Annotated in this window: 7 protein-coding genes; 4 read left to right on the top strand and 3 right to left on the bottom strand. The window is 48.5% G+C overall.

Features of this window, described 5'->3' with window-relative positions; translation table 11 throughout:
• Positions 1-264: 264 nt before the first annotated feature.
• Genes glgB through ACTJJJ_RS09710 form a run of 3 tightly spaced genes read right to left on the bottom strand, consistent with a single transcriptional unit; the run spans position 265 to position 7,510 of the window.
• Positions 265-2,190, bottom strand: a complete 1,926-nt coding sequence (glgB, locus tag ACTJJJ_RS09720) for a 1,4-alpha-glucan branching protein GlgB (protein WP_426293961.1) — start codon at positions 2,188-2,190, stop codon at positions 265-267.
• A gap of 11 nt (positions 2,191-2,201) precedes the next feature.
• Complete coding sequence (gene treS, locus ACTJJJ_RS09715; protein ID WP_426293962.1) at positions 2,202-5,543, bottom strand: maltose alpha-D-glucosyltransferase; 3,342 nt, start codon at positions 5,541-5,543, stop codon at positions 2,202-2,204.
• A gap of 8 nt (positions 5,544-5,551) precedes the next feature.
• Positions 5,552-7,510: an alpha-1,4-glucan--maltose-1-phosphate maltosyltransferase gene (locus tag ACTJJJ_RS09710; RefSeq protein WP_188928173.1), complete on the bottom strand. Its 1,959-nt coding sequence runs from the start codon at positions 7,508-7,510 to the stop codon at positions 5,552-5,554.
• A gap of 452 nt (positions 7,511-7,962) precedes the next feature.
• On the opposite strand from ACTJJJ_RS09710, the gene ACTJJJ_RS09705 reads away from it, so the two are divergent.
• The 4 genes from ACTJJJ_RS09705 to ACTJJJ_RS09690 all read left to right on the top strand — a co-directional run bounded on the left by ACTJJJ_RS09705 (position 7,963) and on the right by ACTJJJ_RS09690 (position 13,780).
• Entirely contained in the window at positions 7,963-8,340 is a 378-nt protein-coding gene (locus tag ACTJJJ_RS09705; protein ID WP_188928175.1) for a response regulator, read from the top strand.
• 69 nt (positions 8,341-8,409) lie between these two features.
• Positions 8,410-12,627 (top strand): malto-oligosyltrehalose synthase, encoded by a 4,218-nt coding sequence (gene treY, locus ACTJJJ_RS09700; protein ID WP_426293963.1) that lies wholly within the window; start codon positions 8,410-8,412, stop codon positions 12,625-12,627.
• A 75-nt stretch (positions 12,628-12,702) separates the two neighbouring features.
• Positions 12,703-13,173 carry a hypothetical protein gene (locus ACTJJJ_RS09695; protein WP_426293964.1) on the top strand — a complete coding sequence of 157 codons (471 nt, stop codon included), beginning with the start codon at positions 12,703-12,705 and terminating at the stop codon, positions 13,171-13,173.
• Positions 13,174-13,195: 22 nt separating this feature from the next.
• Complete coding sequence (locus ACTJJJ_RS09690; RefSeq protein ID WP_188928182.1) at positions 13,196-13,780, top strand: DUF4202 domain-containing protein; 585 nt, start codon at positions 13,196-13,198, stop codon at positions 13,778-13,780.
• Positions 13,781-13,960: the final 180 nt, after the last annotated feature.

Raw genomic sequence — 13,960 nt, 5'->3', positions numbered from 1 at the left:
CAGCAGATAATCTAATGCGCTGAACCGGATCGCCTGAATGACATATTGATTGAAGGCCGTTGCAAATACAATGTCGTAGGCGGTTTTTGCGGGTCAGCAGGAACTGACCTGTTGCATCTAATCGTTCTCAAAAACAAGATTAAGTACTCCTAGTAGCTTGTCAATTCGACAATTAGTGCGTGTTATTGCGTATTCCGAGCACCAAATTGAGGGCCCCAAATTTTTTGTTTCGAGTGGTTAGTGGTCTGGAAACTATCAATGCCGTTAAAGCCAGTCAAAGACTTTTTCGTATTTCAATACTATTACACCGAGTGGAGGCAATGTCAACGGTAGGGAATGCATATGTCCATGTTTTGGAATAGGGTAGGTTTCAATTTTTTCAAAATTCATAACATCGGCACCACCATAGCGCAGGTTGTCACTATTGAATACTTCTTGATAATAGCCCGGCTTCGAGACACCAATTCGATAATTATTCCGCACCACCGGTGTAAAATTGGCAACAAATAGCAGTTGATCTGATAAGGAGGCTCCTTTCCTGATCCATGCAAGTACACTATTGGTAGCATCCTGGTGGTCGATCCATTCGAATCCTTCTGCTGAGAAATTTCTTTCATACAGCGCCGGCTCGTTGCGATAAAGCGAATTAAGATCCTTAATCAGCTTTTGGATGCCTTCATGCGGCGGATGCAGGTTTTCATTCCAGTCGAGGCTGTAATCATGCCGCCATTCGTGGTGCTGTCCGAATTCCCCTCCCATAAAGAGCAACTTTGCACCCGGGTGCGCGTACATGTATGTATACAGCAAACGCAGCCCGGCAAAGCGTTGCCAATCGTCCCCGGGCATTTTTTGAAGCAATGAACGCTTCCCATGGACTACCTCATCATGCGAAAGGGGCAGCACAAAACGTTCAGAAAAGGCGTAATGCAAGCTGAACGAAAGTTGCTCGTGGTGATAGCTGCGGTAAACGGCGTCTTTTTTTAAATAAGCGAGAGAATCATGCATCCAGCCCATCATCCATTTAAGATCGAAACCAAGCCCACCACTGCTGACCGCATGGGTAACGCCGGGCCAGGCTGTGGATTCCTCAGCGATCGTGATCACATCCGGGAAAGACTGGTGAACGGCCCCATTGAATTCCCGCAAGAATTCTATTGCTTCCAGATTCTCCCTGCCGCCATAACGGTTTGGAATCCATTCGCCTTCTTTCCGTGAGTAGTCAAGATAAAGCATAGAGGCTACCGCGTCCACTCGCAGGCCGTCGATGTGGAATTTGTCCAGCCAGTAAAGTGCATTGGAAATTAGAAAACTTTTAACCTCATGACGCCCCGGGTTGAAAATGGCGCTTTTCCAATCGGGATGCAAACCCTGCCGTGGGTCGGCGTGCTCGTATAGATGCGATCCATCAAAATAGCTCAGCCCGTGCTCGTCGGTTGGGAAATGAGAAGGCACCCAGTCAAGAATTACGCCAATGCCAGCCTGATGCAACGCATTGACAAGAAACATAAAATCCTGAGGCGTTCCGTAGCGACTTGTTGGTGCATAGTAACCGACTACCTGGTAACCCCACGATCCATAGAAGGGGTGCTCCATTACGGGCAGAAACTCTACATGGGTGAATCCCAAAAACAGGCAGTATTCCGGAAGCTCGGCCGCTAGTTCACGGTACGTCATCTCGCGTCCGTCCTGGTCGTTCACCCGACGCCATGAGCCCAGATGCACTTCGTAAATTGAAATTGGTTTGTTCAGCGCCGGAGATTTCCGTTCTTCGAGCCAGGCTTGATCACTCCATTCAAATTCCAGCCCCCACACCACCGAAGCGGTGCGCGGCGGAACTTCCCAATAAACCGCATAAGGATCACCTTTTTCGACTTCATAGCCATTATTGGAGCGTATGAAGTACTTGTAGAGCGCTCCCTGCCCAACGTCTGGAACAGTACCTTCCCAGATACCAGAGCCATCTGCACGGGCCAAAAGTAAGTGAGCTGCCCTGTCCCAACCGTTGAAGTTACCGATCACAGAAACTTCGGCAGCATTGGGCGCCCACACAGCGAAATGTGTTGCTTGGCCTTCTGTTTGGTGCTGAATATGTGCGCCGAGCTTATTGTAAATATGATAGTGTTTGCCGGATCCGAACAGCTCAACGTCGTGGACGGTAAGTTGCGGTTTGTTCTGCTGTTGTAGCATCATAATACGATCAGTTAAACGATTACCCCCGCCTCTTTGTCGTTAAGAATGGCTCGGATGCCCCTTAAAGGCACCAGTACCCACGATGGTCTGTTGTTTACTTCATAGTTGAGCTCGTAAATGGCTTTTTGAAGCAGGTATGTTCTTAAAAGTGTTTCCAGGTCGCCTTTCTGATGCGGAATGATGGGACTGTTACCGACCGTCTCCAAATATGCCTTCATAAAAAAACCGCTCATGTAGTGATACCATTGCTCCACAAAGGGTAGTAGTTTGTTCACATCCTCGGGCCTGATCTGGTTGTCCAGATACAGACTGCCGTGCGCTGCATAATGGAAAGACCGGAGCATGCCGGCCACGTCCCGCAAGGCGGATCGCTTCAACCTTCGTTCACTATAACTGCGCGCAGGTTCACCTTCAAAATCAAGAAGGACGAAGTCCTTCCCGGTAAACAGCACCTGTCCGAGGTGGTAGTCGCCGTGAATGCGGATTTTAGCAGTGTCGATCTTATGCCTATACACTTTTTTAAGTTCTGTCAGGATTTCTTCCCGGGACTGTATTACCTCCTCAGCCGCTTGCCGTGTTTCGGGATCCAATTTCCTGATATTCCGGTTGACGCTTTGAAATGCCACACGGACCAATGATTGCAGCGATGAATATACTGAGCGTTGGTAATGCAGAGAGAATTCCTCCGGTTTAAAATCGGCATCATCCTTTTCTCCTGCAAGAGCCAGGTGCATTTCGGCAGTACGGACGCCCAACAGTCGGGCTTGCTCTGCGACATGTACATCTAGTAGTTCTTTAAGCATTTCGGGGATCTCCTCGTAGCTTGCCGGGTTAGTAAGTGTTCCCAGGAGTTCGCCCGGAAGCTCAAGGCCAGTAGTCGAGAGGACCTTTTCATTGAAACTATCCAGCCGGTCGAGCATGTTTGCCCAGGCATCTGTGGCATTTGGGACCATTTCCTGCATCATTCCCAGTACCATCGAATCTTTTTTGTATTTCCATTCAATAACCCCAACGTAAGCCGGGATATTCTTAAATCGGGCCTTATTGGTCAGGTATTGTGTGATTTCCACGTCGGGGTTAATGGCCCTGTCGACCTTGCGGTAAAGTTTGAAAAAATATTTTCCATCGTAAGTAATGGATGTATTGCTCTGTTCTCCCGAAAGTACACGAGGCTTGATGCGGTCGGTTTCATTGATATGCTGGGCAAGCTGCCGGTGTGCCGAAAAGTGAATCTGGCTGTCTTTGGCTTGCAACCGCTCGTTTCCGGCCATATTCTGGATCAACGCCTGTTGCAGTTCAAGACCGTAGATAGCATCGAATAATACACCTTCTTCCTCGCCTTTAATCTGAATGCGCGCCAATACCGCCTGCGGGCAGTTTTCACGGACCTTAAACGCGAAGGGCACCTTGCCAAACGCGACAGGGAGCTGGTACATCTCCGGCAGGTCATTCTGATAGGAGATTTCCAGTAAGAACAGAAAGCATGGCGGGTTGTCTCCCAACGGAATGGAGGCATGCGATATGATACTGATTCGCTCCAGACCTTTCCCCTTTCCTCCAAACCACCTCATTTTCATTAGGTAAGAAGGCAAGATGCTGGTTTCCAGTTGTTCAATCACGGAGGGCTCCAAAAGATCTTTCCATCTTTCAAGCCTGATCAACGGCAGCTGCTGGTTCACGTCGATTTCTGGATGCGTTTTCTGCATTAGAAAACACTGACAGCCATACGCTTCCAGGGTGAAGAAATAGGGGATATTGTCTTTGACAGAGGGAAATTTGTTTTTGCTATAAATTTCTACCGGCTGAAAACCCGTGTATTGGTCCAGATCCAGTTCTAAGGGCTGCGGAAACCTGGAAAGGTTGGCGATCACCAGCATCGTTTCGTTTTCGTATGTACGGGTGAATGCCAGTACTTTCGCATTCTCATGGTTTAGGAATTTGATGTCACCACGACTGAACGCCTTATACCTCTTACGCGTACTTATCGCCCGCCGCATCCACCACAACAACGAAGAAGAGTTCCGCGATTGTAATTCGACATTCACTGATTCGTAGTGGTATTGAGGATCCAGGATTAGCGGCAAGTACAGGCGCTGGGGGTTGGCCTGGGAGAACCCGGCATTGCGGTCGGGACTCCATTGCATGGGTGTGCGCACGCCGTCACGGTCGCCGAGATAGAAATTATCGCCCATCCCGATCTCGTCGCCATAATAGATGATAGGTGTTCCCGGAAAAGTAAATAGCAAGCTGTTCAGAAGCTCAATCTTCTTCCTGTTGTTTTCCATTAATGGGGCAAGCCGATGCCGTATACCAAGGTTGATCCGGGCTTTGGGATCTTTGACATACACCTTATACATATAGTCGCGCTCCTCGTCAGTCACCATTTCAAGCGTTAGCTCGTCGTGATTACGAAGAAAAATTCCCCATTGGCAATTTTCGGGGATGGCCGGGGTCTGGTCGAATATGTCGGTAAGAGGATAGCGGTCCTCCATTTGTAGCGACATAAACATCCGTGGCATGATCGGGAAGTGGTAGTTCATTTGGCATTCATCACCATCGCCGAAATAAGCTGCCGAATCCTCAGGCCACATATTGGCCTCTGCCAGCAGCAATGTACCCGGATATCGGCCGTCGACGTGCTTTCTGAGTTTCTTCAAAAAAGCATGCGTCTCGGGCAAGTTCTCGCAATTGGTGCCGTCCCTTTCAAACAAGTAGGGTACAGCATCCAGCCGGAAGCCGTCGACGCCCATTTTGCACCAAAAATTAATGATCTTGAAAATCTCTTCCTGAACGTCCAGGCTATCGTAATTCAGATCAGGCTGATGATGAAAGAACCGGTGCCAGTAGTATTGCTCAGCCTCGGCGTCCCAGGTCCAATTGGATTTTTCATAATCCTGAAAAATTATGCGAGCATCCTTAAATTGTTTGGGATCGTCAGTCCACACGTAGTAATTTCTGTAGGCAGAGCCTTTCGGAGCGCGACGTGCCCTTTGGAACCAGGGGTGCTGATCGGAAGTGTGATTGATCACCAGCTCGGTAATCACTTTCAGGCCCCGCTTGTGTGCCTCACGCAGGAAGGTTTTAAACTCCTGAATATCGCCGTATGAGGGATTAATGGTGTAGTAATCAGCAATATCATATCCATCATCGCGCAGAGGCGAAGGGTAAAAAGGTAGGAGCCAGATTGCCGTAACCCCTAGGTCCTCAAGGTAATCCAACTGTTGCATCAGGCCCTGAAAATCGCCTATCCCATCGCAGTTTCCGTCCTTGAAAGCTTTGATATGAAGTTCATAAATAACTGCATCTTTATACCAATGCAAATTTTTCTCGGGCATTCCTTTGCTGTATTCCATCTGCTCTCTTAATTCAATCGTTCAATTTTTAGAATGTGCGCCGGCATTTCGAAGGGATTCATCTGCACGTAGTTATACTCCCCTTGCCATTTGTATTTTTCTCCGCTCAGCATATCGAAGACCAGGTAGGATTGATCGTGTCCGAGCCCGAACTGTTGGAGTGGCACCCGGATGTGTGCGCCCTGTGTATGGTGATGATCCAGATTGACGGCGATAATTAAAGGCTCACCATCGTCCGCTGCGACTTTCGTGTAGCTGATCACCCTATCATTATCGGTTTGATTAAAATCAATATTCCAGGTCGACTGCAATGCGGAATAGGCTTTCCTGATGCGATTTATACGGGTGATAATCTCACGAGTGCGGCTGTAACGGTTCCAGTCCCAATGTTTGATCTCGTACTTCTCATTATCGGTATATTCTTCCTTTCCCGGGTAGGGTGCATTAATGCCGTACTCATAAACCGGCCCGTACAGGCCATAATTGGAAGAAAGGGTAGCGGCAAGGATGAACCGGATGATGTGCGCGTTCTCACCACCTTCTACCAGATGGTGTGGCAGGATATCGGGCGTGTTAGGCCAGAAATTGGGACGGAAATAATATTGCTGGTCGGTTTTGGTGAGCTCGTACAGGTATTGTTCCAGTTCCCATTTGCTATTTCGCCAGGTGAAATAGGTGTATGACTGGTTAAACCCGATTTTCGCAAGCCGCTCCATCACCCGTGGACGTGTGAATGCCTCGGCAAGAAAGATTATCTGCGGGTTCACTTTGCGGACTTCACCAATCATCCATTCCCAAAATGCGAAAGCTTTCGTGTGTGGATTATCGATGCGGAAAACGTTGACTCCCTGATCTATCCAGAAATCTATCACACTTTTAAGCTCACTCCACAGATTTTGCCAGTCTTGTGTTTCGAAATCAAACGGAAGGATGTCTTCATATTTTTTGGGCGGGTTTTCGGCGTATTGCACCGTACCGTCCGGGCGCCATTTGAACCACTGCGGATGATCTTTCACATAGGGGTGGTCGGGTGCGCATTGGTATGCGATGTCCATGGCGATCTCAATATCAAGAAGTTTCGCTTCGCTAACCAGCTCGGCAAAATCCTCGATCGTACCCAACTGGGGATGTACAGATTTGTGTCCGCCAAGTCGGTTGCCTATCGCCCAGGGAGAACCCGGGTCGGCGGAGGACGGGACCAGAGAATTATTTTTTCCTTTGCGATTCAATTCGCCAATCGGATGAATGGGAGGAAAGTAAAGCGTGTCGAAACCCATTTTGGCAACTTTCGGCAACAGCCTAAGTACGTCGCGAAATGTGCCGTGTTCTCCCGGAACCTCAGCTGCCGACCGCGGGAAAAGCTCGTACCATGTGCTGAAACCGGCTTTTTTACGCTCGATTTCGAGGCGAAATGTTCGGTCAAAAACGCTGATGCGATCAGTGTAACGAATCTTTGACATGGCTTCCGCCAACACCTCGCTAAGGGCGAGATCGACAGCTTCCTGTGGATCTGCGGCATTTTCCAATGCTGTAATCCATCTTTCAAATGCAGACTGATACTCCATTGCCGCCAGTCTGGCTGCCTCTTTTAAGATATCAGCTCCGATCCGCAGCTCGATACCAATATCCTGGTTGGCATCGAATTTCTTAAGCAAACCCTTTTTCCAGGCCGTAAAATGGTCGACCCAGCCAGTAAAACGGTATTCATAAAAACCTTCCTTTCCAGGCGTCCACCTCGCATGCCAACGGTCATTGCCCGCGTGCGACATGGGAATGTCGTGCCATAACTGATCGGATCCGTAACGGAAAATCACACTCGCTGCAACCGCATCGTGGCCATCGGCGATGATATCTGCTGAGAACACGACGCTTTCTCCGATCGCCCTTCTGGCTGGAAATCTCCCTTCTTCGATCTGTGGCCTGACATTGCTGATCACCACCCGCTTTCTACCGTCCAGCGTGCTCATTACCAATTCGTTTTTAGTTCTTTTATGATGAATGCCCGAATGATAATCAAAATCGTGCCTGCAGTGGAAGGAAAGAGGTAATGGGCGCCGACTCGAAATCCGGGTTTTATCTTGAGAGTAAAAAAAACTATTCATTAACTTTTACATTCAATAACCCACTTCCATCAAAATCTCACAACTCAACGATCACTTTCACCAGGCCAAGGGAACCAAGACAGTACCTGCTCATGAGTTTGCCGACTCTGTCGCCCGGAATCATTGACTACATTTATGCCAAATTTGCCGCAAGACTAAAGAAACAGGTCAATATTTGCCGATTGTCAGTTAGATTTAAAAACTTAGTAGCTTACTTACGACAATTATTTCTACAATTTAATGGTGTGTAGAGATAGGAAGAATCTGATTGGCGTGGAGTAATATGGATATTCTGAACCCCCTTCTCTTACTGTAAAATGGAATTTATTATCGTTGATGACAGTGTATTTGATCAGTTTACCCAGGAAAAACTGCTGCTAAAAAGTGGTTTGACCAAAACGGTAAGGACGTTCAGCTCGGCGCAGCAGGCAATAGATCACCTGCGGGATCAGGGGGCAGATATGCCTGAGACGGTGATCCTTTTGGACCTTCAAATGCCCGGTTTGAACGGCTTCGAATTCACAGAACATTATGGTTTGTTACCCGATGTGGTTCGAAAGCGGATCCGCTTGTTCATGATTTCATCCACCGTTGACACGTCCGACATCGAGGAAGCCGAAGCCAACCCATACATTATCCAACTCTTGCCTAAACCCCTCGAAATACCGTTGCTGAGGGAGCTTCTCAAAAGATAATATCCGATTGTCCGGCCGTTTGCTGGCATAATATTTAACGAGCTGATGATATACTTATCATCAGCATTCATGAATAATCCGGTCTCTACTTACCGCCTTCAGTTTCATAAAGACTTTTCATTTCAGGATTTTGAATATTTGATTCCCTATTTCCGTAAGCTGGGCGTGGGGACGATTTATGCATCCCCGATTTTGGCCTCGACAACAGGCAGCACGCACGGCTACGATGGCGTAGACTCCGAGCGGATAGATACCGAGATAGGCACCCTGGATCAGTTGCGTAGTCTGATATCAGCCCTTCAGGATTCGGATATCGGCTGGTTACAGGATATTGTCCCCAACCACATGGCCTTTCATGCCGAAAACCCATGGCTGATGGACGTTTTGGAAAAAGGAAAACAATCAGTCTTTGCGCCATACTTTGATATCGCATGGAACAGCGGCCTTTTTCATGGCAAGCTTATGGTACCGTTTTTAGCAGAAGAGCTGGACGACTTGATTGCTGAGGGGGAAGTAAGGGTGCGTTACGATGGCAGTCGGTTCGGCCTGGATATTGGCGGACAAACCTATCCGCTCAACCTGAGGTCATACGTTTTGTTGCTGCAAAATGTAGAAGGAAAATCACAGGCTCTTACCCAATTGCTTGACCAGCTGGAAGAAATGAACCGTATCGAGGATGCGCCGGCATTCTCGCAGTGCTGGGGCGAATGGATCTTGCAACTCCGCGCACTTTATAGTACGGAGGGAGCGAAAATTGCGGTTGACGCCACATTATCAAAAATAAATGAAGATCCGGCATTGCTGACTGCGCTGGCAGATCAGCAGAACTATGTACTCTGCCACTGGCGACGAACAGAGGAACAGATCAACTTCCGTCGTTTTTTTACAGTAAACGGACTTATTTGCCTAAATATACAGGATGACGCCGTTTTTGAAAAATACCATACACTGATCAGCCAATTGACCGCAGAGGGTCTCTTTCAGGGCCTGCGAATCGATCACATCGACGGTCTTTTTGCGCCAACGGCATATCTGGAAAGGTTGCGGGGGAAAGTGGGGAACGATACTTACATTATCGCGGAAAAAATCCTGGGTGAGGGCGAAGATTTGCCTGCTCGATGGCCAGTACAGGGAACAACTGGTTACGAGTTTCTAGCAGTTGTCAACAATCTGTTTACAAATCAATCAGCGCGGGAGCCATTTACTGCATTTTATGCAGAGCTGACGGGAGATGATCGGCCAGTTAATGAGCTGTTGCTGAGCAAAAAAAGCGAAATTCTCTATGGGCACATGGCCGGAGAGCTCGATAACCTGTTTGAGCTATTGGTGTCCTTGGAGCTTGTCGACCAGCAAACCCTGGAACGCATTGGAGCCGAATTTATCCGTCAGGCAATTGGCGAATTCCTGATCCACTGCCCGGTTTACAGGTACTACGGCACTGCAATGCCGCTCCCCGAGCAGGAATCCCAGGATGTAAAGCGCATTTTAATCGATATTAATAAGCACCATCTTGACTTGTCTCCGGCAGTGGAAGTATTGGAACAGTGTTTCATTCACCGGCCTGCATTAGGCGATGAGCAGTACAACAGCCGCGCAGCTGAATTTTACCAGCGATGTATGCAGTTTACTGGTCCGTTAATGGCCAAAGGAGGTGAAGATACGCTGATGTACACCTATAACCGGTTCATTGCCCATAACGACGTAGGTGATTTTCCAGATCGTTTTGGGATTACTGTCGGTGACTTTCACAAGTATATGAAAAAGCGCCGGAAAGAATGGCCGATGGCGCTGAGTACCACTTCTACGCACGATACCAAGCGTGGAGAAGATGTACGTGCCAGGCTAAACGTGCTCACGGATTTGGCCGATGAATGGATTGAAAAAGTAAAAGAATGGCGGAGGATCAATAGCACATTGCGCGAATCTGCGGAGGTACCTGATGCCAATGATGAATACCTAATTTACCAAACGGTGGCAGGTGCTTATCCATTGCCGGGGCAGAACCTGGATGATTTCGCGGAGCGGTTGTGTGAATATCTCCGGAAAGCATTGCGCGAGGCGAAAACCAACTCCTCGTGGTCATCACCTAAGGAAGACTACGAGAAGGGGATCCATGATTTCGCCAACGGAGCGCTGAAAGAAGGTTCCGCATTTGCGGAATCACTTCGGAAGTTTCTGGAATCCATCGCGGACTTTGGCATAATCAATTCGTTGGCGCAGCTGGTACTCAAATTCACTTGTCCGGGAATTCCTGACGTGTATCAGGGTTGCGAATTATGGGATCTGAGTCTTGTCGATCCCGATAACCGCCGTCAAGTTGACTTTCGTAAACGCAAAGAATGGCTCGACCAACTAGAAAGCTACGAACCAGACCAACTCCTGGAAAGAATTTGGGAAAGCCGTCACAATGGACTGGTAAAACTGTGGCTGACGCAGCGCTTATTTGGACTGCGCAGAGAGAACCCAATGCTTTTTATTCAGGGCGAATACATTCCGTTGCAAGTAAATGGGATCTATAAAGATAACCTGCTTGCCTTTATGCGGATATACAAACGTGATGTGTGCGTGACGGTAGTGCCGCTGCATACGGCTGTGATGAGCCGGGCGCAGCGAAAGGATTTCTTCGAACTGGATTGGGAGGATACGTACATCACGTTGCCAGAAAATATTCTTTCGGAGTGGACCGACTTGCTCACAGGCAGCGAAGTTACTTTCCAGGCAAAACTTTTCCCCTCGGCTCTCTTCGGGGGTATGCCTCTGGCAATCCTGAAAGGGAAACGGGCGCATAATGAGCGCAATGCAGGTGTGTTGGTGCATATCAGCTCATTGGCGACACCGTTCGGCATCGGGGACATCGGTCCGTCGGCGTACCAATTTGCTGATTTTTTAGAAAGGACTAACCAAAAAATATGGCAAATACTCCCGCTTAACCCCACGGAGCCCTCCCAAGGCAACTCCCCGTACAGCGCTTTATCGAGTCGTGCCGGGAATCCGCTGCTGATTAGCCCGGACATACTGGCAGGCGAAGGGTACCTAGCGGATGAGGATCTGAAAGCAAACTATTTACCGGATTCGTCGACAGTGGATTTCGAAGCGGCCGGCCGGAAGAAGAAGTTCCTATTGGAACGAGCATTCCAGAACTACAAGGCCAGTCCGGGGGAGGCCTCCGGAGAGTTTGAAGCGTTCGCAAAAAGGAATGCGAGCTGGCTCTACGATTTTGCGCTCTATATGGTATTGAAGAAGCGGTTTGAGAATCAACCATGGTACGCCTGGCCGGTAGAGTTCCGCAACAGGGAGCAGGCTGCGCTCGACAAATTGAGCGCGCGCGACCGGGACCAAATCCAATGGATCGAATGGCAGCAATATATATTCGATAAACAATGGACAAACCTTCGGAAGTATTGTAACGACCGGGAGATCAAACTACTTGGCGATATTCCGTTCTATGTCAGTTATGATTCGGCTGATGTGTGGGCTAACCGTGAACTGTTTTGCATAGATCCGGACGGTCAAATCACGGGCATTGCCGGAGTACCGCCCGACGCATTCTCCGAGGTCGGTCAGCTTTGGGGTATGCCGGTTTTCAATTGGAATGCCCTGCGTTCGCAGGGGTATCAATGGTGGATCGACCGCTTGGCGCGGAATATCGAGCTATTCGACCTGATTCGATTGGACCATTTTCGGGCATTTGCAGATTATTGGCAGGTGCCAGGAGGCGAGAAGACCGCTATCAAAGGCGCGTGGAAAACAGGTCCGGGTGAGGATTTCTTTCATAAAGCAGAAGCGGTCCTGGGTCAGTTGCCGTTCATTGCAGAGGATTTAGGAGAAATCAGTCCTGAGGTTTACCTGTTGCGTGATAAATTCAATCTCCCTGGAATGAAGGTGCTGCAATTTGCATTTGACGATAATATGCCGCAATCCCACCACATTCCGCATCATTTTAAGTCGAATTTCCTTGCCTATACAGGTACGCACGATAATAACACGACCAGAGGCTGGTACCGTGAGCTTGCAGCCACGGGTAGGCAGGAGTATGTCGAAATGTATTTGGGCAAACCCGTTTCGGAAGAAAATGTGGCAGTAGAACTGGCCAGGGTGGCCTTTGGCTCGGTAGCAAAAACGGCGATTTTACCCATACAGGATATTCTTAACCTGGATGAAACGGCTAAAATGAATATTCCGGGCTCCAACGAAAACAACTGGGCATGGCGGCTATTACCCGGGCAGATCACAGAGGACGCCGCTCAGTTTCTGTCATCCATTACACAACTTTACAACCGAGAGTGAGTATTCGGGAATTTAAATCGAAAGTGCGATGCAGTTGTGGCTATATTTGCGGATAGTCATCAGCCCTGGATCTCTATGCTTATCAGAAAAATTTTCTTTTTCATATTGCTAATCCTAGCAGGCGCTCTCACCGTTTCCTGCAACCAACCAGCCGACTCGCCGCAAGAGGCAGCCGAATTGCTCACGGCCGTTCCCCAGTGGAAGATAGAAGAGATCGTTGTCAACGACGCTGTCACTTTCAAAGATGGTAAAATCACGCAGCAATTTGGCAGCATAGACTTTCAGAGGTATATGGAAACTGTCCAGGTGAAAAAAGACGGTGTGTTTTCAGGTATTTTCAAGGGGGATTCTAAGCCTTTTTTGCTCAGGTGGCAGGTCAACGATCAAAATATTACTATCGGAGCGACGGACGGCAGTAATAAAGGGGAATGGACGGTGCGTCCGGATGATGTCCGAAAAGAATCTTTCGTGATGAAAACACAAAGTACCGCCTACGATTACCCGCGCATGACAACCATTGTTCTGAAATTCAAGGCAGTACAATAGAATTTACCTATACCAGATCACCATGAACAAGCTCGACAAAGCTTTTGAACTTTTTGACAACTACAACAAACGCTCGCCGGAGCACATTCTGTGGGACAATGTAGACTACCCCGTCGAATATTTTTACGCTGTAAAGCTCCACGAATGGGTTGCCAGGCTGGACCCGCTAGCCGATGAAAGCCTGCTTTTGGCATCGCGGTGCCAGCATATCGGCCGTTGGGAGATCGCGCGCAAAAGTTATCCGGATGGTCGTGTGGGGTACCTCAAATGGCGAAGCGACCTTGCAAAATATCATGCGGGAATCGCAACAGAAATTCTTTCCGAAGTAGGCTACGATGAACAAACCATCAACCGCGTGAAACAGATTGTCCTCAAACAGCGGCTCAAAACCGATTCGGACGTCCAGACGATGGAGAACGCGCTGTGCCTTGTGTTCCTTCAATACCAATACGACGAGCTGATCGCCAAAACGACCGAAGAAAAAATGATCGATATTCTGCGAAAAACGTGGGGCAAAATGAGCGATCCGGGACGCGAAGCAGCATTGTCGTTACAGTATAGCGAGCAAGGGCGGGATTTGATTTTAAAGGCTTTGAAAGAAGACTGAATGCGCGCAACTTTTACAAACACTAAGCTGGAATTGTCTGGTAGATCGAGTCGGAATGGAGTCGGCAAGATCACTACGAGTTTCACTGCCTTGCCTGAGATTTGACGACTTTCTTTGAAAAGGCTGAGTCAGAGCAATAGTAAAAAGCCGGTCGATCATTCATTGACCGGCTTTTGTTTT

The organism is Dyadobacter sp. 22481 (assembly GCF_052044875.1).
In the GTDB taxonomy this organism is placed as follows: Bacteria; Bacteroidota; Bacteroidia; order Cytophagales; family Spirosomataceae; genus Dyadobacter; species Dyadobacter endophyticus.
Note: the sequence above shows the minus strand (reverse complement) of the source record. Positions and strands in the feature narration are given on the sequence as shown.